Annotated in this window: 26 protein-coding genes and 1 pseudogene; 18 read left to right on the top strand and 9 right to left on the bottom strand. The window is 61.3% G+C overall.

What is annotated here, in order from left to right; all coding sequences use genetic code 11:
• Positions 1-123: 123 nt before the first annotated feature.
• Positions 124-1,398, top strand: a complete 1,275-nt coding sequence (thiC, locus tag E2N92_RS01900) for a phosphomethylpyrimidine synthase ThiC (RefSeq protein ID WP_220682017.1) — start codon at positions 124-126, stop codon at positions 1,396-1,398.
• A gap of 392 nt (positions 1,399-1,790) precedes the next feature.
• Here the strand turns inward: thiC and E2N92_RS01895 are convergent, their stop codons facing one another.
• The gene (locus E2N92_RS01895) at positions 1,791-2,564 is read right to left on the bottom strand and encodes a hypothetical protein (protein ID WP_220682016.1); all 774 of its coding nucleotides are present in this window, start codon (positions 2,562-2,564) and stop codon (positions 1,791-1,793) included.
• A 116-nt stretch (positions 2,565-2,680) separates the two neighbouring features.
• Here E2N92_RS01895 and E2N92_RS01890 point away from each other — a divergent pair, with 116 nt between their 5' ends.
• From E2N92_RS01890 to E2N92_RS01850, 9 genes are all read left to right on the top strand, one after another.
• On the top strand, positions 2,681-3,073 hold the full coding sequence (locus E2N92_RS01890) for a carboxymuconolactone decarboxylase family protein (RefSeq protein WP_220682015.1): 393 nt from the start codon (positions 2,681-2,683) through the stop codon (positions 3,071-3,073).
• A 1,228-nt stretch (positions 3,074-4,301) separates the two neighbouring features.
• Positions 4,302-4,895, top strand: a complete 594-nt coding sequence (locus tag E2N92_RS01885; RefSeq protein WP_220682014.1) for a 5-formyltetrahydrofolate cyclo-ligase — start codon at positions 4,302-4,304, stop codon at positions 4,893-4,895.
• A 71-nt stretch (positions 4,896-4,966) separates the two neighbouring features.
• A complete protein-coding gene (locus E2N92_RS01880; RefSeq protein WP_220682013.1) occupies positions 4,967-7,414 on the top strand; it encodes a CDC48 family AAA ATPase in 2,448 nt (815 codons plus the stop codon).
• 222 nt (positions 7,415-7,636) lie between these two features.
• Positions 7,637-8,425 (top strand): tetratricopeptide repeat protein, encoded by a 789-nt coding sequence (locus E2N92_RS01875; RefSeq protein WP_220682012.1) that lies wholly within the window; start codon positions 7,637-7,639, stop codon positions 8,423-8,425.
• A 104-nt stretch (positions 8,426-8,529) separates the two neighbouring features.
• Positions 8,530-9,447, top strand: coding sequence for a beta/alpha barrel domain-containing protein (locus E2N92_RS01870; protein WP_220682011.1), 918 nt, complete (start codon positions 8,530-8,532; stop codon positions 9,445-9,447).
• Between the two features lie 83 nt (positions 9,448-9,530).
• Positions 9,531-10,436: a class 1 fructose-bisphosphatase gene (locus E2N92_RS01865; protein ID WP_220682010.1), complete on the top strand. Its 906-nt coding sequence runs from the start codon at positions 9,531-9,533 to the stop codon at positions 10,434-10,436.
• Positions 10,433-11,254 (top strand): fructose 1,6-bisphosphatase, encoded by an 822-nt coding sequence (locus E2N92_RS01860; protein WP_220682009.1) that lies wholly within the window; start codon positions 10,433-10,435, stop codon positions 11,252-11,254. The genes E2N92_RS01865 and E2N92_RS01860 overlap by 4 nt, the downstream gene beginning before the upstream one ends.
• 500 nt (positions 11,255-11,754) lie before the next feature.
• A complete protein-coding gene (locus tag E2N92_RS01855) occupies positions 11,755-11,991 on the top strand; it encodes an LSM domain-containing protein (protein ID WP_220682008.1) in 237 nt (78 codons plus the stop codon).
• 6 nt (positions 11,992-11,997) lie between these two features.
• Positions 11,998-12,342: a helix-turn-helix transcriptional regulator gene (locus E2N92_RS01850; protein WP_220682007.1), complete on the top strand. Its 345-nt coding sequence runs from the start codon at positions 11,998-12,000 to the stop codon at positions 12,340-12,342.
• An 11-nt stretch (positions 12,343-12,353) separates the two neighbouring features.
• On the opposite strand, the gene E2N92_RS01845 is transcribed toward E2N92_RS01850, so the two are convergent.
• A complete protein-coding gene (locus E2N92_RS01845; protein WP_220682006.1) occupies positions 12,354-13,493 on the bottom strand; it encodes a WD40 repeat domain-containing protein in 1,140 nt (379 codons plus the stop codon).
• 183 nt (positions 13,494-13,676) lie between these two features.
• Between E2N92_RS01845 and E2N92_RS13760 the strand changes: the two are divergent.
• Both E2N92_RS13760 and E2N92_RS01840 read left to right on the top strand, forming a co-directional pair.
• Positions 13,677-13,775: pseudogene (locus E2N92_RS13760) on the top strand (archaellin/type IV pilin N-terminal domain-containing protein); the annotation flags it as partial.
• Positions 13,776-13,781: 6 nt separating this feature from the next.
• Positions 13,782-14,273 carry a hypothetical protein gene (locus tag E2N92_RS01840; RefSeq protein ID WP_246589278.1) on the top strand — a complete coding sequence of 164 codons (492 nt, stop codon included), beginning with the start codon at positions 13,782-13,784 and terminating at the stop codon, positions 14,271-14,273.
• A gap of 1,323 nt (positions 14,274-15,596) precedes the next feature.
• On the opposite strand, the gene E2N92_RS01835 is transcribed toward E2N92_RS01840, so the two are convergent.
• Positions 15,597-16,187 carry an endonuclease dU gene (locus tag E2N92_RS01835; RefSeq protein WP_220682004.1) on the bottom strand — a complete coding sequence of 197 codons (591 nt, stop codon included), beginning with the start codon at positions 16,185-16,187 and terminating at the stop codon, positions 15,597-15,599.
• 38 nt (positions 16,188-16,225) lie between these two features.
• Here E2N92_RS01835 and aglJ point away from each other — a divergent pair, with 38 nt between their 5' ends.
• Positions 16,226-17,149, top strand: a complete 924-nt coding sequence (aglJ, locus tag E2N92_RS01830; protein WP_220682003.1) for an S-layer glycoprotein N-glycosyltransferase AglJ — start codon at positions 16,226-16,228, stop codon at positions 17,147-17,149.
• Here aglJ and E2N92_RS01825 read toward each other — a convergent pair.
• The 6 genes from E2N92_RS01825 to E2N92_RS01800 all read right to left on the bottom strand — a co-directional run bounded on the left by E2N92_RS01825 (position 17,116) and on the right by E2N92_RS01800 (position 22,490).
• Positions 17,116-17,661 carry an aldolase gene (locus E2N92_RS01825; RefSeq protein WP_220682002.1) on the bottom strand — a complete coding sequence of 182 codons (546 nt, stop codon included), beginning with the start codon at positions 17,659-17,661 and terminating at the stop codon, positions 17,116-17,118. The two genes, aglJ and E2N92_RS01825, sit on opposite strands and share 34 nt — an antisense overlap.
• The gene (locus tag E2N92_RS01820; RefSeq protein ID WP_246589276.1) at positions 17,634-18,233 is read right to left on the bottom strand and encodes an endonuclease III domain-containing protein; all 600 of its coding nucleotides are present in this window, start codon (positions 18,231-18,233) and stop codon (positions 17,634-17,636) included. The genes E2N92_RS01825 and E2N92_RS01820 overlap by 28 nt, the downstream gene beginning before the upstream one ends.
• 77 nt (positions 18,234-18,310) lie before the next feature.
• Positions 18,311-18,589, bottom strand: coding sequence for a thioredoxin (gene trxA, locus E2N92_RS01815; RefSeq protein ID WP_220682000.1), 279 nt, complete (start codon positions 18,587-18,589; stop codon positions 18,311-18,313).
• On the bottom strand, positions 18,567-18,884 hold the full coding sequence (locus E2N92_RS01810) for a thioredoxin family protein (RefSeq protein ID WP_220681999.1): 318 nt from the start codon (positions 18,882-18,884) through the stop codon (positions 18,567-18,569). The genes trxA and E2N92_RS01810 overlap by 23 nt, the downstream gene beginning before the upstream one ends.
• Positions 18,885-20,178: 1,294 nt before the next feature.
• Positions 20,179-21,633 carry a preprotein translocase subunit SecD gene (locus E2N92_RS01805; protein ID WP_220681998.1) on the bottom strand — a complete coding sequence of 485 codons (1,455 nt, stop codon included), beginning with the start codon at positions 21,631-21,633 and terminating at the stop codon, positions 20,179-20,181.
• Positions 21,630-22,490 (bottom strand): protein translocase subunit SecF, encoded by an 861-nt coding sequence (locus E2N92_RS01800; RefSeq protein WP_220681997.1) that lies wholly within the window; start codon positions 22,488-22,490, stop codon positions 21,630-21,632. Before E2N92_RS01800 ends, E2N92_RS01805 begins: the two co-directional genes overlap by 4 nt.
• Positions 22,491-22,663: 173 nt before the next feature.
• Between E2N92_RS01800 and E2N92_RS01795 the strand changes: the two genes are divergently transcribed.
• Genes E2N92_RS01795 through E2N92_RS01775 form a run of 5 tightly spaced genes read left to right on the top strand, consistent with a single transcriptional unit; the run spans position 22,664 to position 25,725 of the window.
• Positions 22,664-22,978, top strand: a complete 315-nt coding sequence (locus tag E2N92_RS01795) for a DUF2551 domain-containing protein (protein WP_220681996.1) — start codon at positions 22,664-22,666, stop codon at positions 22,976-22,978.
• 48 nt (positions 22,979-23,026) lie between these two features.
• Positions 23,027-23,290, top strand: a complete 264-nt coding sequence (locus E2N92_RS01790) for a hypothetical protein (protein ID WP_220681995.1) — start codon at positions 23,027-23,029, stop codon at positions 23,288-23,290.
• A 2-nt stretch (positions 23,291-23,292) separates the two neighbouring features.
• Positions 23,293-23,700: an archease gene (locus tag E2N92_RS01785; protein ID WP_220681994.1), complete on the top strand. Its 408-nt coding sequence runs from the start codon at positions 23,293-23,295 to the stop codon at positions 23,698-23,700.
• Between the two features lie 10 nt (positions 23,701-23,710).
• Positions 23,711-25,144, top strand: a complete 1,434-nt coding sequence (locus E2N92_RS01780) for an RtcB family protein (protein ID WP_220681993.1) — start codon at positions 23,711-23,713, stop codon at positions 25,142-25,144.
• A complete protein-coding gene (locus E2N92_RS01775; protein WP_220681992.1) occupies positions 25,141-25,725 on the top strand; it encodes a type 1 glutamine amidotransferase family protein in 585 nt (194 codons plus the stop codon). The genes E2N92_RS01780 and E2N92_RS01775 overlap by 4 nt, the downstream gene beginning before the upstream one ends.
• Positions 25,726-25,731 lie beyond the last annotated feature (6 nt).

Here is a 25,731-nt window from a genome sequence, read left to right as displayed (position 1 = left end):
GCACGCCCGGGTAATCCCACTTGTCCAAACGTAAACAAATTTACTTGTTCGCAAAACAAGCAAAATTTAACGGGGGTTTGGAAAACAGAGGGTTTATCTTGGTGCTTCTCCAAGCTTAAAGGCATGGGACTAATTGAGGACGCAAAACGCGGCATCGTCACCGAAGAGATGAAGATCGTCGCGGAGAAGGAAGGCGTCACCGAGGACTTCGTCCGCCGCGGCGTGGCCGGCGGCCACATCACCATCCCGGTCTCCCCGTACCGTGAGATCAAGATCTGTGGTATCGGCGAAGGTCTGCGGACCAAGGTGAACGCCTCCATCGGCACCTCCTCCGATATCGTGGACATCGAGCAGGAGATCGAGAAGGCGCGGCAGGCCGAACTCGCCGGCGCCGACACCCTGATGGAACTCTCCACCGGCGGCGACTTCATGGAGATCAGGCGCCGGGTCATCGCCAACACCACCCTCTCGGTCGGGAGCGTCCCCCTGTACCAGGCCTTCATCGAGGCGGCGAGGAACAAGGGCGGCGTCGTCTTCATGGACCCCGACGACCTCTTCAGGATCACCGCCGAGCAGGCGAAGGCCGGCACCAACTTCATGGCCATCCACACCGGCATCAACCTGGAGACGATGAAGAGGCTCCAGAACCAGGGCCGGCACGGCGGCCTTGTCTCCCGCGGCGGTGCGTTCATGACCGCGTGGATGCTCCACAACGAGCAGGAGAACCCGCTCTACGCCGAGTTCGACTACCTCCTGGAGATCCTCAAGGAGCACGAGGTCACCCTCTCCTTCGGCAACGGCATGCGGGCCGGCGCCGTCCACGACGCCACCGACCGGGCGCAGCTCCAGGAACTGATCATCAACGCCGAACTCGCCGACAAGGCCAACGACTTCGGCGTCCAGACGATCATCGAAGGGCCGGGCCACATCCCCCTCGACGAGGTCGAGGCAAACGTCATCGTCCAGAAGCGCGTCACCAACCGCAAGCCCTTCTACATGCTCGGCCCCCTGGTCACCGACATCGCCCCGGGCTACGACGACCGGGTCGCCGCAATCGGTGCTTCCCTCTCCTCTGCCTGCGGCGCCGACTTCATCTGCTACGTCACCCCGGCAGAGCACCTCGCCCTCCCCACCCCCGAGGAGGTCTACGAGGGTGTGATCAGCTCGCGGATCGCCGCCCACGTCGGCGACATGATCAAACTCAAGAAGCGCGGCGACGACCTCGAGATGGGCCATGCCCGCCGCGACCTCGACTGGGACCGGCAGTTCGCGGTCGCCATGAACCCCGAGCGTGCGAAGAAGATCAGGGACGAGCGGATGCCCGCCGACACCGACGGCTGCACGATGTGCGGCGATTACTGCGCCCTCAAGATCGTCAACAAGAACTTCCACTTCTAATTTCTTTTCTGAATCTTTTTTTCGGGCCGTGTAGAATTTTGCATGAGGCGGGAACACGCCTCAGGCATACGGGATGAAAATTTCCTGTTGCTTGATCACTCTTTTATAAGACATGAGAATTGGTGTGGATCCTGTTCCATCGCCGCCCCTCGGCTATCTTCGCCGTGGGGGGTTCCGGGGGGCAAAGCCCCCCGGCGCGAGACGGTGGTGAAGTTTCTACACAATCGAGGGCGGCACGTCTGATCATCATGCCTTCCCAAATCCTCCCGCCGGGGCCCCTGCCCCCTGACCCCCGGGATGACGATAGGGGGGAAGGCATCTTTGATGATCCTAAAAAAGGGATTGTCGTCCTCCTCCCTATCTTCTGCGGGGGAGAGTCCGCGGTGCCCTCCTCAACCGGCACCGGACTCTCGAAAATATGGACATGCCGTCAGGCACCGGCTGCAGACCATCTCTGCGTCCCAGGCCATGCAGTTGATCAGCCACTCCGCCAGGGGTGCTCCGGCGCGACTCTTGAACAGGACGCCGAACAGGGGTCGCACCGGCGCCGGGATCGCATGGGTTACATTTCTGCAGCGGAGGACATCCACTCCCTCTTCAGTCAGCGCCCCGGTGGGGCAGGCCTTGATGCACCGGTTGCACCGGCGGCATTGGGGCGGCGGCACCGCCGGGCCCTCGAGGTGCAACTCCTTCTCTGTCACCACCGCACCGAGCGCCACGCGATTTCCAGACCGCGCGGTGATGAGGAGCGTGTTCTGCCCGATACTCCCCAGACCTGCTTCTGCGGCCAGATGCTTCAGGGAGAGATACCCCCCGATCCTCCTGTCCCGTACCCGCACCGGGAAGAAAGACGGGACGGCGATGGAAGAGTATCCCTCCTCCTCAAGTGCTTTCACAAGCAAAATAGCGATCTCGTCAAGGCGTCCGATGACGCGGTGCAGTCGCTCGGTCTTCTCTCTGCTCGCGAGTGAGAATGTCTCCGCCGGGATTTCGAGTCCGAAGATTATGACGGTTTTTGCGGAGGGCAATACGTTCCTGGGATGATACCCCTCCGGTGCAGAGCATTCGGCCACGGCCAGGGTGGCGGAGAACTCTACTCCTTCGGTGTGAAGGATGTACTCGAGGGATTTTCTGGATTTCTGGAGGGGAGGGGATCCGGAGTGCATGGTGGTATCAGGATCGGCATGTGTTTTTGTTTGTTTGGTCTGGACGGTGACACGGGAAGTCCCTATCGCACGGCCAAAAAGACAGAAACATAACTCCCGCTCTCCAATATCCTCTCATGAAACCGACGACACAGAAAACCATCGACGACTTCCTCTCCCACGCCGACGAGATGGCCGACGACGTCCTTGCCGGGACCGAAGAATGGCTCGGTACCGTCCCCTTCATCTTCAAACTGATGCGCGAACGCCCCGAGGCCTTCGTCTTCTCGGCCCTCGGCGACTACAAGACCGCCCGTCCTGCGAGCCTTGACGCCAGGACCGCCGAACTCGTGGCCATCGCCGCGGCCGCCGGTGCCGGCGCCGACAAGTGCGTGAGGGTCCACATCGGTGCGGCCCTCAAGGAAGGCGCCACCCGCGACGAGATCCTGGACACCATCCTCATCGCCGGCATCCTCGGCAAGACCAAAATCCTCGCCGACTCCCTCAGGGTCTTCAAGGATTCGTTCTGAACGGCGGGTCTGAAAAAAATCCCTCAACTTTTTCCTGGTTGCGGATGATTGGGATGCCTTCACCCATCGGTTGTGCGTGGTAGGCGCCCTCGAAGGATCTGAGAATCATTCCTCACACGAAGAAAAAAGCGATCATGATGGGCATCATGTGTCGCTTCCACTCTTTCCTCTCGCGATACTATAGAACACTTCACTCTCGCGAGACGATAGAACAGGTTCTACACGGGGGGGTGGCACACCTGGATCGTTACGCCGTCCCGTTGCCATGATCCCGAAGATAGAACCTGGACAGGGAAGGGCCGATCATGATTCAGTGGGAACACGCCAACCCGTGCCGTCCCCCGCCCTATCCTCTCGCGAGGCTGCGGGACAGATTCGATGATGAAGATGAGAGGGCGGCATGGGCTGATCATCATGCCTTTCTCGACGGCATGACCCTGAAGATAGAACCCGGACGGAAGTGTGGTGATTGATCCCCTCTCAGCGGGATCATATGCGGTGCCGTCCCCCACCCTATCCTCTCGCGAAATACCAGAGAAGATCCGTTGATGAGGGGACGGCAAGATATGATCGTCACGCTGTTCTGTTTACATGGCCCCGAAGATAGACCGCGGACGGGGAAAGGCCGATCATTACTCAACGGGATCACCCCTCCTCGCCGTCCCCATCCTCTCCTCTCGCGAAATACCAGAACAGATTCGGTGATGAGAGGACGGCACGTTCGGATCATCAGGCGGTCCTGTTTTCATGATCCCGAAGATAGAACCGGAAGGGAGAGAGTACACCAAATCGTGCCGTCCCCCGCCCTATCTTCTCGCGAAATACCAGAACAAATTCAGTGAAGGGGAACGGCATCTTTGGATCACGACGCCGTCCTGTTTTCATGACCCCGGAGATTGGAATGGGATGGAAGAGTCGCGATCATCGCTCCGCGGGAACGCCGCCCCCAATCCAAAACCCTGAAGATAGATGCGGACCGGTGCCGCCGGAGACAGAGATCATTTCTTTCGGAGTAGAACCGCAGGGGAGCACGTCACTCCCTGCCGTCCCCAACCGATCCTCTCGCGAGACGACAGGACCGTTCTTCGATAAGGGGACGGCAGATCTAATCTCCAGAGGCAGATTTGAAAAAATCTCCGGAGATCTTCATGGCACGCTCCTGACTCGTGCCCGATTTTTTGCAGCCTGAACAACGGATTTATCCCGGTTCTCATCCAACGCCTCAGTGATGAGCGCTGTGCCGGAACCGGAGAGACGGGCCGTAGAGAAGAAGGAGTTGAGAGAGCAGGTCAAGGGACGCAGGGCCGCCCTCTCCACCGACGAGATCAGAGCGATGAGCGGGGCCATCGGAGAGCGCCTCTTTCCCCTCCTCGACGGAGCCGGGACGGTGATGCTCTATGCCTCCAAGCCCCCTGAGGTCGAGACCGCCGGACTCATCGACGCCCTCATCGCGGAGGGCAGGAACGTCGTGCTCCCGATCATCGAGAAGGAGACCCACACCCTCCGCCTCTCTTCCATCCCCGACCGGAGCGTGTTGGTCGAGAGCACCTTCCATGTCCCCGAACCCATCGGCCACGAAGTCCCGGTCGACCCCGCCGACCTCGACGCCGTGGTCGTCCCCATGGTCGGGTTCGACCGTGCCTGCAACCGCCTCGGCTATGGCGCCGGGTACTACGACCGCTTCCTCGAAGCCAACCCCGACCTGACCGTCATCGGGATTGCCTTTTCCTGTCAGGAACTCCCGTCCATCCCGAGCGAACCCTTCGACCGGCGGATGGACTGGATCATTACCGAAGGTGAGTGCATCGCCTGTCCTCCCTGAAAAGGGCTGCCACAATTTTTAAATATTGGTTGCACTAACTTGTAGTAAATCGCTCTCAACGAGGTGCAACTATGCCGAAAGACCAGGTTGAAGTCATCGTCAAAGAAGCATATCACGAGGACGCAGGTCGGGGGATTGCGCGCGTCGGGATCGACGTGATGAAGGCCCTCAACCTCGTCTCCGGAGATGTGATCGAGATCCAGGGCCGCGAGAAAGCCGCGGCCATCGTCTGGCCCGGCTATCCCCAGGATACCGGCCAGGGGATCGTCAGGATCGACGGCAACATCAGGAGCGACGCACGGGTCGGGATCGACGACACCGTCAGGATCAAAAAGGTCGAGGCAGGCTACGGCCAGAAGGTGGTCATCCAGCCCACCCAGCCGATCCGGCTCGTCGGCGGCGAGCAGTATCTCCGCCGGTTGATGGCCGGCCGGCCGGTTTTCGAGGGGCAGACCTTCAGGATCAACGTCCTCGGCAACCCCCTCACCTTCGTCATCTCCAAGGTAACCCCGCGGGGGATCGCGATCATCACCGACACGACCGAGATCGAACTGAAGGAGACCCCGTACAAACCGGAGGAAGGAAAACGCAAGCCGGTCTCCGACGTCCACTACGAGGACATCGGTGGGCTCGGCCGGGAACTCGACATGGTCAGGGAGATGATCGAACTCCCGCTGCGTCACCCCGAGATCTTCGAGCGCCTCGGGATCGAGCCCCCGAAGGGCGTGCTCCTCTACGGCCCACCCGGCACCGGCAAGACGCTCATCGCCAAGGCCGTCGCGAACGAGGTGGACGCCCACTTCATCTCGATCTCGGGCCCCGAGATCATGAGCAAGTACTACGGCGAGTCTGAGGAACGGTTGCGTGAGGTCTTTGAGGAGGCCCAGGAGAACGCCCCGACGATCATCTTCATCGACGAACTCGACTCCATCGCCCCCAAACGGGAGGAGACGAAGGGCGAGGTGGAACGCCGCGTCGTCGCCCAGCTCCTCGCCCTGATGGACGGGCTCGAAACCAGGGGGCAGGTCGTGGTCATCGCCGCCACCAACATCCCCGACGTCCTCGACCCGGCGCTGCGCCGGGGCGGACGGTTCGACCGCGAGATCGAGATCGGGATCCCCGACAAGAAGGGGCGGCACGAGATCCTCCAGGTACACACCAGGGGCGTGCCCCTCGCCGAGAACGTGGACCTCGAACACCTGGCCGAGATCACCCACGGTTTCGTCGGCGCCGACGTCGCCCTCCTGGTGAAGGAGGCGGCGATGCACGCCCTCCGCAAGGTGATCCCCAAGATCAAGGCCGAGGAGGAGATCCCGGCCGAACTGATCGAGGAACTGAAGGTGACTGGCGAGGACTTCGACGAGGCCCTCAAGCACGTCGAACCCTCGGCGATGCGCGAGGTGCTCGTCGAGGTGCCCGACGTGAAGTGGACCGACGTCGGCGGGCTCGAGGAGGTGAAGGCCGACCTCACCGAGGCGGTGGAGTGGCCGCTGAGATACCCGGAGGTCTTTGCCAGGATGCAGACCAAACCACCCAAGGGCATCCTCCTCTTCGGCCCGCCCGGCACCGGCAAGACTTTGCTTGCCAAGGCGACCGCAAACGAGAGCGAGTGCAACTTCATCTCGGTGAAGGGGCCCGAACTCCTCTCCAAGTGGGTCGGCGAGTCTGAGAAGGGCGTGCGGGAGATCTTCAGGAAGGCGAGGCAGGCGGCGCCGTCGATCGTCTTCTTCGACGAGATCGATTCCCTGGTGCCGCGGCGCGGCTCGTACGCGGACTCGACGCATGTCACCGAGAGCGTCGTCTCCCAGCTCCTCACCGAACTCGACGGCCTGGAGGAGCTCAAGGACGTCGTGGTCCTCGGTGCGACGAACCGGCCCGATATGCTCGACGAGGCCCTGATGCGCCCGGGCAGGCTCGATCGCATCGTCTATGTCCCGCCGCCCGACAGAGAGAGCAGGAAGAAGATCTTCGACGTCTACCTCCGCGGCACCGAGGGACTCCTTGCCGCCGACGTTGACGTCGACGCCATGGTGGACCGGACCGAGGGCTTTGCCGGTGCCGATATCGAGGCGCTGGTGAGAGAGGCGAAGCTGGCGGCGATGCGCGAGTTCATCGACGCGATGCGGGAGAAGTCGCCGCAGGAACGCAACGACGCCGTGGCGAACGTGCGGGTCACGACGAGACACTTCGACGCGGCCTTTGCGAAGGTGAAACCCTCCCTCCCGAAGGAGCGGCTCGAAGAGTTCGAGCGGCTCTCCTGGGAGATCCTGTACCCCGGCGAGCAGCGGGCCGCACTCGAGAAGGCCTCCTCCCTCGTCAAGCGTGCCGGCCTGGTGAAGGAGGCCGGGAAGGATGAGGAGATCAAGGACCTGGTTCAGGCACTGGAGACCGCGACCTTTGCCAGGAAGAAGGACTTCGCCAGGATCCGGCAACTCACCGAAGACCTGGAGACAAAACTCGAAGCGGTCAGGAAGAAACCGATCATTACAGGCATCCCGACCCCGCTGAGCGGAGCCTGAAGGGCACCCGCCAGATCCTCCTTTTTTCAGGTGTTTTTGATCGGGATATACCTCTCCAGGCGATGGTCCCGAGGCGAAACTCGCACCACGAAGTACTGCGCCGCATCAATTCGGCCATATGGCACAACCCCGAGCACTGAATTGAAAATATCATATAATGCCGCTTAAAAATTGATTTAAAAACACTAAATCTATAAATAGTATTGTTTGTGATTACTGGGTATGAAGGTGAAGTGGGTCGTCATCCTCGCTCTCCTCCTCGTCGGAACCGCCTTTTTCCTCTCCGACAGGATTGCAGAGGATCCCGAGTACCTCAACAAACACGTCGCCGGTACCGGGGCCACCGTCGCCGGCGTCTTCCTCTCGTCCGGCCACGCAGAACCTGCCCTCGACTGCATCGAATTTTTCGCCGCCGCCGACCCCGACAACCCCGACCTCCTCTGGGTGAAGGGCGACGCCCTCTCTGCCGCGGGCCGGTATGAGGAGGCGGTCGTCTGCTACGACACCGTCCTCCTCAATGACCCCGACGATCCCAGGATGCTGGTCGGGAAGGCCGAGGCCCTCTCGATGGCCGGCGAGCTGGAGGAAGCCCTTGAGGCCTGCGAGCAGGCGCTCGCCAGCGAACCCGAGGCGATGGCCGCCCTGGACAAGGCAGGGTATCTCAACCTGCGCCTGGGCAGATATCTCGAGGCCGCCGACTACTATGACACCATCACCGAGGCGCGACCCGAGAACGCAGCGGCCTGGATCAGACGCGGGGACGCCTTCCTGTACATCTCCATCAGGCAGGAGGAAGAACTCAAAGAGACCTACCGCACCCTCGGCACCCCGGGGGCCAGGACCGCCGTCGCTCCGCTCAACGTCGATCCCTATATGGAGGCGATGGAGTGCTACAACCATGCCATCGCCCTCGACCCCAAGACCGCCCCTCTCCTTGCCGCCAGACTCGTGGCGCGCTCAGAGATTACCATGAAGACCTGCGAGGAGATCCTGGAGAACCTCGGTAAATAGGACGGCATTCCGGTATCCTGCTCCACGCTCTTTTTATCCGGAGAGGTGCCCGCCCCCGTCCGGGCCAGTAAGACATAAGTACGGGGTGAAATGATTGAGTCTGTATGTCTTCACAGGTTTCCATTTCCGTCCCCGCCGACGTCCCTGAGACGGCGCGGGAGACCTATATCCAGAACATTACCGCCATCACCCACGGCACCGGGCGCCTGATGCTCTTTGCCGGGGATCAGAAGGTCGAACACCTTAACGACGACTTTTATGGCGAGGGGATCCCGACCGACGACGCCGACCCCGAACACCTCTTCAGGGTCGCGAAGCAGGGACGTATCGGCGTCTTTGCAACCCAGATCGGGCTCGTCGCGAGGTACGGACCCGACTACTCCGAGGTTCCCTATCTCGTCAAACTCAATTCCAAGACCCATCTGGTCAAGACCGCCCAGAAAGACCCGGTCAGCCCGCTCCTCACCACCGTCGAGCAGGTCGTCCGCTTCCGCGACCAGAGCGGCCTGAAGATCGCGGGCGTCGGCTACACCATCTACCTCGGCTCTGAGTTCGAGGACCGGATGCTCAAAGAGGCGGCCGAGGTCGTCAACGAGGCCCACCAGCACGGCCTGATCACCGTGCTCTGGATCTACCCCAGAGGCGCGGCGGTCAAGGACGAGAAGGACTCCCACCTCATCGCCGGGGCGACCGGTGTGGCAGCGTGCCTGGGCTCGGACTTCGTCAAGGTGAACGCCCCCAAGAAAGAGGGCGCCTCCGCGGCCGACCTTCTCAAGGAGGCGACCCTCGCCGCAGGCCGGACCTCGGTCGTCTGCGCCGGGGGGTCGAGCGTCGACGAGGAGACCTTCCTCAAACAACTCTACGACCAGATCCACACCGGCGGTGCCCGGGGGAACGCCACCGGCAGAAACATCCACCAGAAGTCCCTCGACGAGGCGGTCAGGATGTGCAATGCCATCTCGGCCATCACCCTCGACGACGCCTCTGTCGAGGACGCCCTCGCGCTCCTGAAGGGCAACTAAAACCCTCTCTTCTTTTCGGCCCTCGTGAAGGGGGCGGTCTACTTATAGGGGATCTGATATAGAGAATCTCGGAGTTGTGGATTATGACGACACTGCGCGAATATCTGGAGTCCGCAGGCTGCGAGGCCGCCCTGCAGGATCTCATCATGCTCATCGGCAGACAGGCGGCCCCGATCAGGGAGGCCTTCATCACCCATCAGGCCTATGTCGATACCGAGAATGTCTTCGGGGAGCAGCAGGCCGCGATGGACACCTGGGCCGACGCCTGGATCACCCGCGTCCTCGGCGAGTCCGGGCTGATCCGGGAACTCGCCTCCGAAGAGCAGGAAGAGGTGTCGGTCTTCCCCGACTCGACCCATGAGTATGCGGTCGTGATGGACCCGATGGACGGGTCGTCGCTGATCCAGACCAACCTCTCGGTCGGGACGATCATCGGGATCTTCGGCGGCGGCACCGTGATGCAGTCGGGACGAAACTTGAAGGCCGCCCTCTATATGCTCTACGGCCCGATGACGACGCTCACCCTCTCGGTCGGGCAGGGCGTGCAGGTCTTTGCGATGGACAAAGACGGCGAGTACCGCCTCCTTCACCAGGACATGAAGATCCCGGAGGGGAAGAACTACGGTACCGGCGGGACGCGTCCGACCTGGGTCGCACCCCACCGCGCCTTCATCGAAGCGATCGAGGAGGAAGGGGCGAAGATCCGGTACACCGGATCCTTCGTGGCCGACTTCCACCAGATCCTCACCTACGGCGGGATCTACTGTTATCCGGCCCTCAACGAGAAACCGAAGGGCAAACTCCGTCTCCTCTACGAGGCGATCCCTGTCGGGTTCATCGCCGAGCAGGCGGGAGGGAGAACCTCGGACGGTCACCAGAGTCTTCTCGACATCGTTCCCGAAGAACCGCACCAGCGCACTCCCATCTATGTCGGGAGCCCCGGGATGATCCGGAAGGTGGAAGCGGCCTTCGAAGGGACCGGAAAATGAACAAGGTTACGGTCCTCACCGCCGACCTCGGCGGATACCCGGCCGGGATGCGGGCCCACCCCCTGGTCGTCGAACGGGCGGCGAAAGCGCTCAGGGCCGAGCACGGCGGGGTGATCGCCGACTCGTTCGTGACGCGGGCCGGCGGGAAGATCGCCTGTGTGGTCACCCACTCTGACGGCGCGGAGGTCGGCGCCCTCTTTGGCGGCGTGCTCTCCGCATGCCGGGAGACCGCCGAAGAGACCGGGCTCATCGGGCCCGGCGATACCGAGACGGTCACTCTGCCCCTCGAGGAGGAGGCCGGGGCCGAGGTGCTGGTCTTCCTCACCGCCGGCGCAGGGGCCGGGGCATGGGACCATGTCCTTGCCGGACTCTATGCCGACCCCTTCACCTCTCCCGGCCTGGTCGGCGACTCCCTGATGCGTATCGGGTTCGAGTTTGTCTGCGAAGGCGGCGCGGCCTTCCGCTCCCCTGAAGAGACCTACACCCTCCTCGCCCATCTGGAAGATGGCGGGAGGGTGCGTGAGGTCAGGCGAAAGGACAGGGAGACGGCCGCTACCGCTGGGGCCGGTACCGACCCGGCCCTCCTCCTCAGGGCGGGCCCGGGCCTTCCCGACGTCGTGACGGCCCTCGGCGTCGCCGCGGCACCTCGTTCAGGGCTGATGCCGGTCAGCCTCTGCGACCTCGCTCCGACCCGCCCCAAGACCGCCTGCCTTGGGTTCTCGGTCCGCGACCTGATGCTCATCGGCCCGGCCGACCTCTACGACGACCCGGCCTACGAGCGGGTGCGGGCACACTCCCGGCCGCCGCTCTGGTCGTGAGGGTTCTGCCCCGGATCAGAACACATTTTTTCCGCTCTGGAGAATCGGTGGGGATCGTGTTCCCTCGCCGCCCCCGCCTATCGTCGTCGTGGGGGGTTCCGGGGGATGCAACCCCCCCGGCGTCAGAAGACGGGTAAGACTCTGCGATTGGGGGCGGCACATCCGATCATCACGCCTTCCCACACCCTCACGCCGGGGGCCCTGTCTCCGGACCCCCGGGAAGGCAGTGGGTGATCGTTCAGAGGAAGAAACTGGAAAAAAGTTTTGGTACGTTATGTCTGAGACATGCGTTCGCGTCATGCCCGATCCAGCAGAACCATTGTACCCGCGGCGAAAAAGAATTCCAAAGGGCGCCGCCGCTTCACGGCCCCATGGAGATGCGCCTCCCGGGCACAACCGTCGATTGTGCCGCGTCATCGCCGCGCCTGTCGGCCGGCGACTTCCCGCTCCGCCCTCTCCCACCCATAAATTAAATACTTTCCACCTCCACATAACCTCAGATGGTCAACAGTATCGTTCTGCCGGTCAAGAAGGTTTTTTCGCTTGTCGATTCTAAAATCGTCGTTGAAATCAAGGACGAAGGGAAGAAACTTCAGGGCAGGCTCGTCGCGGTCGACGAACACATGAACCTGCACATGGATGAGACGATCGAGTACACCGGCGACCAGCGGGGGCGCACCCTCGGCACGGTCGTCATCAGAGGGAACAACATCCTGACGATCTCACCTCTCGTCTGATGGGCCATGCCGTCTATCGAAGAAGAAGCGCTGAAGGTCATCCAGTCCAGGCCTGACGGAGTGCTTCAGAGCGAACTCTGGAAACTCCTCAACATCGACAGCCGCAAGTGCTCGAGGGTCGTGCGCAGGCTTGCCGATGCCGGCCTCATCGACCGGCTCGAGTTCAGGGAAGAAGGGATCAAGACCTATCGTCTCAAGGCCAAGCAGCAGGCGGCCAATCCCTCGCTGCTCCTTGCGGGGGACGAACTGATCCCCTGCATCGCCTGCGAGCTCGACTGCAATGTCGAACAATGTCCGCTTCTTATGGACTGGATGTACGAACTCGCAATCGCTGAAATGAGCAGTGAGTGAAGAGGGAGGATTTACTCCCTCTTTCTCCTGCCAAGCAGAAGCAGCACCGCGCCGACCGCAACCAGGACTCCCCCCCCGGCCACGAGGGCCGGGAAAGGAAGGCCTTCTTTTATTTCTTCAAGCTCTGCAGCCGGCACCAGTTTGCTTTCCGGTTCTTCGGCCGCCGCTGGCAGAGGAGGTTCGGTCGTGGTGATCGTCCTGATGACTGCGGTCGGTGCGGGCTCTGCAGCGGCCGGGATCCCAAGAGTATACAGGAACCCGCTATGGTCGCCGCTGCCGGTCGAGGCGGCGAGCACCGATCCGTCTCCTGAAAGAGCGACTCCGCTGACCGTCGCGGGCATCGCCTCATCCCAGAGCACATCGCCGTCCTCGGAGAAGAGGTAGACCCGCCGGTCCTGCGACCCGGCCGCGACCGTCCCGTCGTCTGCGACCGAGACGCCGTGGATCCGGTTCTCGGTCGTATGCCGCCACCTGATTTCGCCGCTGGCCCGGTCGTACAGATGGACCCGGTAGTCCTGCGACCCGGCGGCCACCAATCTGCCGTCGGGCGAGATCGCCACCGCCGTGACTCCTTTGCCGGTCGGTTGCTCCCAGAGGAGGGTGCCGTTTCTGGCGAAGAGATAGACGTTGTTCCCTGCGCATGCGGCAATATACTCACCGTCTCCGGATATCGAGACCGAAAGCACATCGTCAACGGTCTCTTTCTTCCATTTCTCTCCTTTCCCTCTCTCCAGCAGGTAGACCTTTTTGTTGTCGCTCCCGACGACGATGTAAGTGCCGTCAGGGCTGATCGCGACCGAATAGGCAAAAAATCCCGAGTCCCACTCCCAGTCGAGGTCTCCCTCTCTCGTGAAGACCCGCACCTTCTCGGCACCCTGGACGACATAGTCCGCGTTCTCCGAGATCGCCGAACCAAAGACCGGACACCCGGTCATATGTTCCCAGAGGAGGGTGCCGTCCTTCTTGAAGAGGTAGATCGCCCCCTTATCTTCGGTCCCGAAGGCCGCGTATGAACCGTCCGGAGATATGGACGCGGTCAGGACTTTGCTCCCGAACGTCTCCTCCCATGCCATCTCGCCCCGCAACTCCTGAGCACCCGCACCCCCGCCTAGCGAGAGCAGGAGCAGTACAATCAGAACCCTTCCTGTCAATTTCGTCCCCCCGGAAGACTCAGCACCATCGATGGTCTGAATGTCAGGGGGTCATATCAGAGTTAATATATATTTTTTGCGCTCACGCCCGGGCAGGCAGAGATCCTGTCATCTGATTCTGTTGAGTGTCCACCTGTGGCTGGCGAGAGAACATATATATAGAGTCTGTGTGATTCCTGCCTGATGGCTCGTCTATGCAAAGATGAGCAAGGGGGATCCGATCTGATCGGCTCCATTCTTCTCGTAGCACTGGTAATAATCCTTGCCGCTGCCATCGCAGCCTTCTTGATGTTTATTCTGTTCTCTCTGGATATTTTCCCTGAGGAGGAGCCCTGCATCTTCGAGATCGAGAAGGTCACTCATGTCAATAAAGAGGGGGAATACAAGTTTGCCAGCAGGGTCACCCTCTGGTACAACACCACCCCGCCTCAACCGGTGATCGACGGGATGTATCACCTGAGAAAAATATGTGGGCAGGAACAGAAGGAACCTGACCGGAAAAAACCATACCGAACAGACGACCTCTGGGCACAATTTTATCGGAACGGCGAACCGGTCGCCACCAGACTATCGACCCTGTACGGTTATACTTTCATTCCCTCGCACCATTACGGCATCCAGACGATTAACGGCCGGGAAATGTGGGACCCGAACGGCCGGATCACCGTCGACTTCACCGACGGCACCTTCAGGCCCGGCGACACGGTGCGGGTGGAGATCTACTCGAAGTCAGAGGAACGCCTCATCTCTGCCGACAGTTATGATATCGCGGCGGTGTAAAAATTCTTGAATGTTCTTATTCGAGAGAAGATGGCCGGAAGCGAACGTCTCACCGCCGCCTCATTGCCGGCCCACCTTTCTTGGCGCGAGAAGGCGGAACAGACACGGTGATGGGGAGGCGGAACGTTGAATTATCACACCGTCCCGTTTTCATGATCCCAAAGATAGAACCGGGACGGGAGAGGGCCGATCGCTCCTCAGCGGGATCACCCTACCCCGTGCCGCCCCCGTCCTATCCTCTCGCGAGACGGCAGAACAGACGCGTTCACGGGGGGCGGCACATGATCACCACACCGCCCCCCCTTCGTCGCGACCCCGAGGATAGAACCCGGACGGGGGAGGGCCGATCATTTTTTAGCGGAAATACCTCACTTCATCGCCGTCCCCCGACTATCCTCACGCGAGACGGCGGGAAAGATTCGGTGATGGGGGAACGGCATGTTTGGATCATCACACCGCCCCCATCGTCGTGACACCGGAGATAGATCTCGGACGGGAGGTGATGATCTCTTTCCAGCGGGATCACACACCATGCCGACCCCCGATTATCTTCTCGCGAAAGAACAGAAAAATTCAGTGATCAGGGACGGCTCAGTCGATCATCACGCCGTCTCGTTTTCATGACCTCGAGGATAGAACCTTGATGGGAGAGGGCGATCGTTTCTCAGCGGGAGCACACCAATCCTCGCCGCCCCCGCCCTATCTTCTCGCGAGACGGCAGAACAGATCGTGCGATAGAGGGCGGCACATTCGGATCACCACACCCGTCCCGTTGTCATGACCCCGAAGATAGAACACAGACATGAGAGTGCCGATCGTTTTTCAGCGGGATCACGCGTGGTGCCGTCCCCTGTCCTATCCTTTCGCGAAACGGCAGAACAGATCGATGACGAGGGGACGGCATGTTTGGATCATGACGCCTTTCTGTTTTCATGACCCCGAAGATTGGGGTGGGACGGTAAGAGGCGATCATCATTCAACAGGATCACGCGTGGTGCCGCCCCCCGTCTTATCTTTTCGCGAGACGGCAGAACAAGTTCGGTGACGGGGGACGGCACGGTCTGATCACCATACCTTTCCCGTACCCGTGACCCCGAGGATAAAACCCGGACAGAAGAGGGCTGATCATTTTTTAGCGGAAGAACCTCACTTCATCGCCGTCCCCTCTCTCCTCGCGCGAAAGGACAGGGAAAATTCGATGATCAGGGACGGAACGTTTTGATCACCACGCCGTCCTGTCTTCATGACCCCGGAGATAGATCTGGGACAGGAGAGGGACGATCCCTTCTCAGCGGGATCACGCCGTTCCCCGTCGAAGAACCATCACGAGGATTTCTCCAGAACAAAATTTTCCCGACATCCGTATCGCATAGCCGCGCGTGCGGCGAGTCTGGCGGTCCTGAGGGGTTCGGGGATCTTTCCCTCCAGCGTGAAGGCGTCGACCAGCGTCCCGGCTTCATGCACGTCGATCCCCGCCGCCCGCAGGTAGACGGTGTGGCCGGTGCGGAGGAGGCGTGCGGTGCGCGCTCCCAGACGGTGGTACGCCTTCAGGCGTCTCTCGTCACCGGGAAAATGCGCGCGGATCTCCTCTTCGAGCCCTTCTGAATCCTCGTAGGTGACGACGACGACCGGCACGCCGGTCTCCTGCCAGACCTTGTCGGGATCGATGATATTGTACCAGGCGATGACGCACCCGCTCAGCATGATGAGGTTGACGTCTTCCCTCTCGAAGCCCTTGAAGAGCGCGATGACCGCATCGGTGGCGTCCATGCCGCCGACCGCCACCTCGCCGAACCCGAATCCGTCGATGATCCCGTCTCTGCGCATCACCACGCCGGCCAGCGTGGAGCGCTCCCGCCCCCTGAAACTCTCGGCGATCCCCAGGGCCCGCAACCCCTTCTTCGCCACATGCATGGAAGCACTTATGATTATGGCTTTTTAATAGTATTTCAATGGAGATCGAGAGAGACCAGGTGTGCATCCTGATTCCGACACTGAACGAAGCCCCCACTATTGCAGGACTGATCCACGCCTTTCATTCCCTGGGCTACCCCCACGTCATGGTCATGGACGGCAACAGCACCGACGGCACGCAGGACCTGGCCAGAGAGGCCGGCGCCGCCGTCCATGTCCAGACCGGGAAAGGCAAGGGCAATGCGGTCATCGAGGCCGCCGACCTCATCGATCTCCCCTATGCCCTGATGCTCGACGGCGACGGGACCTATCGGCCCGAAGACGCGGAAAAAATGCTTGAACCCCTCTTCACGGGCTACGACCATGTGATCGGGGACCGCCTGGCCTACCCTGATTCAGGTGCCTTCACCGGTCTGAACCTCTTTGGCAACAAGGTCATCAACTTCTTCTTCAAAATCGCCCACGGCCACGACCTCCACGACATCCTCTCCGGCTACCGGGCCTTCACGCTTCCATCGCTGCGGGAGATGAACCTCCAGGAGGCGGGCTTTGAGATCGAGACCGAGATGGCCGTCCAGTCGGTCAAGTGCGACCACCGGGTCGCGGTTGTCCCGGTCAGATATCTTCCGCGGCCGGGCACGCCCACCAAACTCAACCCCCTGCAGGACGGGTTCAGGATCACCTCGGCCATCTACCGGCTTGCAAAAGTGAACAACCCGCTCTTCTACTTCGGGCTGATCGGCATCGGGATCTCGACGGTCGGCGGGGTGCTCGCCCTGTACGTCCTCTTCGAGTGGCTCAACGGTATCGAGCACCTCCCGCTGACCGTGCTCACCGTCCTCCTCATCGTGGTCGGCTTCGAGATCTTCATGTTCGGGGTGATCAGCGACATGCTCCTCTCCTTCCACCGCGAGGTGATGAGGGAGATTCAGCGGTTGCAGCCGCCGAAGAAACCCGAGTAGGCGAGCACCCGGCACGAGTGCTCGGCAAGCGAGGTGAGGAGGTAGGCCCGGTCGAGGTCGGCGGCGGCCGCAAAGGTGCCGTGGCCCCTGGCGATGACAAGCGGTCTTTTCTCCAGGGCCTCCGCCACGTTCTCCGCGAGTTCTTCCGTCCCCGGCGCTCCGCCGACGACCGGGATCTCAGGGCAGAGCATCTCGCCCTCGCTGTCCACCGGTACAATTGTAGAGAGGACGACCGAGGCCGCGACCGCGTGGGCCGGGTGGGCATGGACGATCGCCCGGTGCTCGATCCGCCGGTAGATCGCCTGGTGGACCCGGTACTCGCTGGACGCCCCGGCGGGTGCCGGACCGTCGAACGGGACCAGGACGGGCGCGCCCGGCACGTCGAGGTACGCCCCGGTCCGCGTGATATAGAACCCTTCCGCGGTCCGCAGGCTGATGTTCCCGAAATTTCCTCCGACAAGCCCCTCAGAGAAGAGCCTCTTTCCTATTCTGACAAATTCCTGATCCGGCATCGTTCACACCTGTTCTCTGTCCTGCAGAACTCCTTTGCATACTCGACGATCCAGGCGTGCGCCCGTGCGTACGCCTCTCCGTCTGCGGGTAGCGCCCGCTCAAAGATCCGTCGCAGTTCGGGGTCGCTCACCGTAACACCCAGACACCGGCAGACCCGTCTGGTGTAGGCGTCGATCACAAAGGCCGGTCGGCCGAAGGCATAGCAGAGAATGCTGTCCGCGGTCTCCTCGCCGACGCCGCGGACCGCCAGGAGTTCCTCGCGCACCCTTGCCGTCGGCATGGCGGCGAGGGCCTCGATCCCGCCGAGTCCCTCCACCCGTCTGCAGAGCGCCTTGAGGCGTTCGGTCTTCACCCGGTAAAACCCGGTCGGCCGCACCGCCGTCTCGACGGTCTCGCGCTCCGCCCTGACGATCCCCGTGACCGAGCAGCACCCGGCCTCCTTCAGGTTGGCGATGGCCCGCTCCACCTGCTCCCAGCGCGTCTGCTGGGTGAGGACGGCGCCGATGAGCACCTCCTCGGGCGGCGCCTCCCACCAGGAGATCGCACCGTACCGCTCTTTGAGCTCATGCAAAAGAGCCTGAATTCTCGCGTCTATGTCCATGGAAAAGAAAAAAATAATTGCCTGCACCTGCAGGGGCCCGTCCGGCCTTATTCTTCCTCGATCAGAGGCTTGAGGAGCTGCTCCAGGGCGTCGGCCCTGGTCACACCTTCCAGTTTCTCTTTGACTTCGCCGTCTTTCTCGATGATCAGCGTCGGGACAACCCGGATCCCGTACTTCATTGCGGCTTCCATGTTCTGGTCGACGTCGACCTTCCTGATCTCGACCTGTTCGCCGAGCTTTTCCTTGAGTTCTTCAAGAATGGGCGTCTGCATCTTGCAGGGGCCACACCATGTCGCAAAAAAGTCAGTCAGCACTGGTCTGCTCATAATCTCTCCCTCGCGTTTCATGATCATCGGTCAGGGAATTTAAAAGACTTTCGAGCGTCTCCGCGTCGGCGGGTCGTTCAAGCCTTTTGACGACTTTTCCGTCCATCTCGATGACGATGGTCGGCACGGTCGTGAGGCGGTAGGCCGAGACCAGGTCCCGGCGTTCGGCGACATCGACCTTGCGCACCTCGACCGCCTCGCCCAGGCGTCCGGCCACCTCATCCACCGCTGCCGTCTGCTCCCTGCAGGGTTCGCACCACGCCGAGTAGAAGTCGATGAGCACAAGCCGTGGCATGGTGGGTGGTAGGCAGAAGAGAGATGATATAGGTTCTGGTGGTTGTGGCGAGAATGCCACACCGGAGCACCGGATGAGCACACTACTCCTCGCCGCCCCTGGCTAACCTCTTGTTTGTGGGGATTCCGGGGGGCAACGCTCGCTGGTAAAGGATAGCAGGTCAGCATTCCACACCCGTCGGCAGGGGTGGCTATTTGATCCCGCACTGTCCACATCTTCGCACTCTTTAATCTCATGCCTTCCCTTACTCTCATGCCGGGGGCTCTGCCCCCGGAACCCCCGTGATGGCGATTGGGTTGGGAAGGCTACACCGGAGATCCTGATGAAAATATCTGGTGAATTCTTCGTTCCCTTTTTAATGAGTGAGCAATGATTGGAAACATCTACGATCGCCGCCCCCACCTATCCTCAGTCCGTGGGGGGTCCGGGGGTGCAACCCCCGAGGGGACGGCATGGATTGATCATGACGCTGTCCTGATCTCATGACCCTGAAGATTGAACCGGGCGGGGAAGGGCCGATCATTCTTCAACAGGAACCACGCGCTGCGTGCCGTCACCTGTCCTATCTTTTCGCGAAATGGCAGAACAGATCCGAAGATGAGGGGGACGGCGCGTTCTGATCATCGTACTTTTCCTGTCGGCATGACCCCGAGGATAGAACCGGGATCTTTTTTCTGAACGATCACGCGCTGCGTGCCGTCCCCCGCACTATCTTTTCGCGAAATAGCAGAACAGATCCGAAGATGAGGGGACGGCATGGTTTGATCATGACGCCTTCCCGTTAACATGACCCCGAAGATAGACTCCGAACGGGAGAGAGCACACTACTTCATCGCCGTCCCCCGTCCTATCCTCTCGCGAGACGGCAGAACAGATCGATGATGAGGGGACGGCGTGATCCGATCACGACGCCTCCCCGTTAACATGACCCCGAAGATTGAACCGCACGGGAGAAGGTCGATCTTTGTTGCCGTCCCCCGCTCTATCCTCTCGCAAAATGACAGAGAAGATTCAGTGATCGGTGCAAGATTACAGGAAAGATCCTGCGGTGGGGGCGGCCTTTGGATCAACCCCGCGTCTCCAACCTCATAGCCTGTCTGATCCCGCGCTCGTCCGATCCTCACGCCGATCGATCGCATGCATTCCTGGTCCTTCAGTGAAGGCCGCACGCCTGATCGCCCGCCGCTATTCACCCCAGACAAAAAAATTCCAGAACAAAAAAAAGATCTCTTCCCCTCTCCGGCGACAGCCCGAATTCCGGGCCCCCGCCAGAGAGGAGTGTTCCACAATGCTCTTACTTCGAAAGGATCGCCATGATGATCTTCCCGTACGCCGGCCTGGTGATGAGCACACCGACGAAGACGCCCAGGATCGTGATGATGGCGAACCCACGCAGCGTGGAGAGGTCCATCAGGGCGAGCGGGAGCATGGCGATGATCGTCGTCGACGCCGCGACCATGATGATCCCGAGCGCCCGGCCGAGCCGCTTCATGTACACGCTCGGCGAGGGCACCCGTCCCTCATGGAGCACCTCGTCGGTGATCACCACCAACTGATCGATGCCGGTACCCATCACCGCGATGATACCCGCAATCGAGGCGAGATCGAGTTGCTGGATGAACCTCGCGATGCCGAGCAGGATCAGGATCTCGGCGAGGTTGGTTGCGATCATCGGCAGCACGATGCTTGGCTCGCGGTACCGGTAGTAGACCACAACACCGACGACGACAAGGGCGAGCAGCGCCGCCACAAAGCTGAGGATCTTGAAGTAGTCCCCGAGCGCCGCCGAGACCGAGCCCGAACCCGCGACCTTCACGTCCACCGGGAGCGAACCGGCCCGCAGGTGGATCTCGAGGGCCATCGCCTTCTCCATCCCGTCCTCGCCGACACCGGTCGAAGCGCTGAGTTCACGCACCGGGTTGGCCTTCAGGTTGTTGGCCAGTTCTGGGTTGAGCGGGGCCTCGTAGACCGTCTCGTTGTCCAGATACATGATCAGCGGGTGGCTCTGCGGGTCGTTGACGGCGTTGGACGAGATTGCCGCCTTCTGGAAGGCTTCCGCACCCGCCGCGTCGAGGGTGAACCCCACGCCCCACTGACCGGTCCTGGGGTTCTTCTCGGGCAGACCGACGCTGGTGATCGAGTCGCCGAAGATGACGTGCTCGGTCTTGTCCCCGGTCGTCTGGACCCTGATCTCGAACTTGCCCTGCTTGCCGACGATCTCGTTGGCCGTCTGCATGTCGACGCCGGCGAGTTCGACCCTGACATACCTGGTGATCCCGTTGAGTCCGGTGAGGATGTTCACCCGGGCGTCCTTGGTGCCCAGGCTGTTCACCTTCTCGTCGAGGATCCGTTTCACGTCCTCGGCCGTCTCCTTGGAGACGCCGGGGTTGACGGAGACGATCTCGGCCCCGGCCTGCTCGAAGAGCGGCCGCAGTTCGGCCTCGGTCATCGGTGTCCTGACTTCAAGCTGGTCTTGAGAGACCACGATCACTTCGGCGTCCAGTTGTTTGGTGAGGTCGTTGGCGACGTCCTGGATCGCCCGGTCGGTCTGGACCGTGACCACCTCGGCCTGGAACTCCATCTGGAGCCAGGAGCCTTCCTGGAGGTCGAGCCCGTACTGGAGATTGGTCGTGAACTTCCCGTCCTCAAAGTGCGGCCCGATGGCGATGACCGAGAAGACCACCAGCACGGCGAGGAGGACGACCCGCCAGTCGGTGTAGAGTTTCCTGAGAAGACTGTCCTCTTTCATGCGCGCCTCCCGTTCTTTTGCAACAGATATCCCTTGAGAATGCCGGCATTCAGCACCCAGGTGTTCATCAGGTCGACAAAGAGCCCGATGAGAAGCACTGCCGCGATCTGGGCGATGACCTCGACCTGCCCGAAGGCCGTGACCGCAAACATCGCCGCGATCGCCGCGATCGTCGTGGTCGTCATGATGATCCCGGTCCGGTAGGCCCCGGCGAGTTTCTCATCAAGTTTACCCTGCCGTTTGAGGAGGCGGGTGGTGAGGAGAATATCGCTGTCCACCGAATAACCGATGAGCATCAGGAGCGCCGCCGTCGTCGCGAGCGTGAGCTGGATCCCGACAATGTCCATGATCGCCGCGGTGATGGCGATATCGGAGAGGGCCGAGAGCACCACGGCGATGGATGGGACGACGTCCCTGAAGGCCAGGAAGACGACGATGGCCATCCCGATGAAGGAGAAGATCAGGGCGAGGAGTGCCTGTTGCTGCAGGGCTTCACCGAAGGCCTCGCCGATCTGATCGATCTTCGGGTCAGAGTATCGGTCATTGACCTTCTCGACAAGGTTCTGATACTCATCGTCGCTCATCGGACCGAACCTGATGTATTTTCCGCCGTTCAACCCTTCACCCACCGAGGTCAGGGGGAACCCGGCAAAGTACGCCTCAATATCCTCGACACTGTCATCGGTCATGACAGTGACCGCCGTCCCGCCGGCAAAGTCTATGCCAGGCGTGACCGGCATCCCGGTGCTCAGCCAGTTGAATCCCAGCAGGCCGAGTGCCAGGAAAAGCAAGATGAGCGGCACCGCCACCATCTGCTTTGGGGCATATTTATTGACATCGTAGATATCAAAACCCATAACTACATAATCTGCAGAAGAGGGGATTAATATTTGGATAATATCTTCTGGCTCTTATTCCAGGTGTGATCCCATCAGTCCCGGTCGACCATATCATCTTTTTTTCTATGGGATGGCAACCGATTCAGGAATAAATCGGAACATTTATATGATGTTCCATTCAACACCCGATTATGCGGTCGCCGGCCGATATCAGGACGGAGATTGAGGCCCGCCTGAAGAAGTACCTCTCCAGGGACAACACGGGTATCAGGCACGAAGTGCTTTCTTTCTTCGTTAAAATTAAGACGACGACAATCCCCGAACTCTACGAGACTATCTCCGGGAGTTTTGATATCAGTTATCACTCAGTGGCCTCGATGGTGGGCATCATCGCCTCCAGGATCGGGATCCTCCATGTGAAACGGGATCCCGAGGGGCCGAACGCAGTCTATGAGATCAAAGAGGCGTATCTCGGGATGGTCACCAGCCTCCTGAGGTGTGCCTGATTTCGCGAACACAATGGTTTTACCTTCTCCGGCATCGAAGTATATGGGATGATGCAGGGCGGAAGGGACCTCTCTCCTGAGAGGATCACGGTTTCGGAAGACGTGGTCTCCTATGTCGAGGGGCGCGACTGTGACTTCAGGGTCTGTACCTCCTGCGGGGGGCCCATTCTTCTTCCGATCGCAGTCAAATCCCCGAAATATACCGACGTCCAGGTGCGGGCCGGGCGGCGTACGATCTATATCTCCATGTACCAGGCGCCGTACCTCGACACCATCGGGATGGAGATGGTGCCCTCGTACTACCGGGAGTGAGCATGCCGTTCATCGAAGTGCCCCATCAGGCAGACGTCAAAGTGCGCGTCTGGGCGGACGACTGCAACGCCCTCTTCGCCGAGGCGGCGCGGGCGATGTTTCTGGTGATGTACGTCGCCGCCGAGGACCGCGGGGTCGAACGCAGTTTCACGGTCTCCTCCGACGACCTCACCTCCCTGATGGTCGATTTCCTCTCAGAACTCCTCTTTATCTCCGAGGTCGACCGGGTGGTCTTTTCCTCTTTCGAGGTCACCATCGACGGGACCGAACTCAGGGTCAGGGCCTCAGGCGAACCCTTCGACCCCGCGCGGCACCTCGGGGGCATGGAGATCAAGGGGGTCTCGTACTCAGGGCTCGGGATCGTCAGGGATGGAGAACAGTTTTCTAGTGAGATACTCTTTGATGTGTGAGATGGGTCCGATGCTTGAGGGGATTGAGAGAATCAATGAGGTGGAGTGCGAGGTGCCGGTCGGATACGTGCCCGGGATGCGGGTGTCGGCCAGGTTCTTCCTCTCCGAAGACCTTGAAGAGTCGCTGGAGGAAGGGGCCGTCCACCAGCTGGCCAATGTCGCCACGTTGCCCGGGATCGTCAGGCACGCACTCGCCATGCCCGACATCCACTCGGGGTACGGCTTCCCGATCGGGGGCGTCGCGGCGTTCCGGGAAGAGACCGGGATCATATCGCCGGGCGGCGTCGGCTACGACATCAACTGCGGCGTCCGTCTTCTTGCGACGCCGTTGCGGGTCGAAGACCTCACGCAGATGCGCGCGCTGGTCGAAGAACTCTTCAGGACGGTGCCGACCGGCGTCGGCGCCGAGAGCAGGATGCGCCTCTCGGCCCAGGGGCTCGAGGAGATGCTGGTCGAGGGCGTGCCCTGGGCGGTGCGCGAGGGTTACGGCATCGAGGCCGACGCCGTCCACTGCGAGGAGAACGGCCAGATGCAGGACGCCGACGCCGTGCCGGTGAGCAAGCGGGCCAGAAAACGCGGTATGCCCCAGGCCGGCACCCTTGGTTCGGGCAACCACTTTCTCGAAGTCCAGGTCATCGACAAAGTCTTCGATCCCAAAGTCGCCGCAGTCTACGGCCTCGAAGAGGGGCAGGTCTGCTGCATGATCCACTGCGGCTCCAGGGGCCTGGGCCACCAGGTCTGCACCGACCACCTCCGGGTGCTCGAGTCGGCGACCAGGAAGTACGAGATCGCCATCCCCGACCGCCAACTCGCCTGCGCCCCGATCCATTCGCCTGAGGGCGAGGCGTACTTCGGGGCGATGGCCGCCGCGGCCAACTATGCCTGGGTGAACCGGCAGGTGATCACCCATGAGGTGAGGAAGGTCTTCTCCAGGCTCTTCGGGATCGAGTACGAGGAGATGCCCCTCGTCTACGACGTCGCCCACAATGTCGCCAAGCGCGAGGAGCACGATATCGACGGGAGACGGGAGACTCTCTACGTCCACCGGAAAGGGGCGACCAGGGCCTTCGGGCCGGGACGCCTCGAGGTGCCGGCGGACTACCGGGCGGTCGGCCAGCCGGTGATCATCCCGGGGAGCATGGGCAGTTCATCCTATGTCCTCCACGGCACCGACACCGCGATGGAGCGGACCTTCGGGAGCACCTGTCATGGTGCCGGCCGGGTGATGAGCCGCACCAAGGCAAAGAAATCGATGCCAGGCAAAGAGGTGCGAGAGGCGCTCATGGAGCGGGGGATCTATGTCAGGGCAACCAGCGACGCTTCGATCGCCGAAGAGGCCCCGGCGGCGTACAAGGAGAGCGACAAGGTCGTCGACACCGTCACCCGCGCCCGCCTCTCCCTGCCGGTCGTCCGTCTCCGCCCCCTCGGGGTGATCAAGGGATGACGACGAAGGCGGCGGTCCTCTGGGACCAGCCCGGCACCTTCAACCGGTACGTCGACGAGTGTTGCGGGGTCTGCTGCGAGCACCTCACCCAGCACCTCATCGCCGCCCCCTTCTTCCGCGGGCGGTACGTCGCCATGGTCATCCCGACCGGGTTTGCGAACCAGGCCTACTCCCGTCTTCTGCCCGGCCTGCGGGCGGCCTCGAACCGGATCGAGCGGTTCGTCGAGAACGGTGGAAGGCTCCTCGTCTTCGGTGCCGCCGACGAACGGCCGGGCGCCTACGACTGGCTCCCCTTCGAGGTGGAGTACAGGTTCGAGTTCGGGCAGAGGAGCCTGGGCTTCGCCGACGGCGAGGAGCGGTATGCTCCGATCCTCGACGGCTACGACCTCGCCGCCGTCGAAACCGACGGCTTCTTCCCCACTCACGATGCCGAGGTCGTCGCCGGAACCCCCGGGGGTCAGGCGGTGATCCTCAGGAAAGCCGTGGGCGACGGTGAGATCCTGGTCACCAGCACCCACGAATATCCATCTGCAAAATTTATGGGCACTTTCTGCACCGCGGAAAGAGAAACCTTATTCTAGAAGAAC

Source organism: Methanofollis formosanus, assembly GCF_019633745.1.
GTDB lineage: Archaea > Halobacteriota > Methanomicrobia > Methanomicrobiales > Methanofollaceae > Methanofollis > Methanofollis formosanus.
This window is presented reverse-complemented; position numbering and strand designations above follow the sequence as displayed.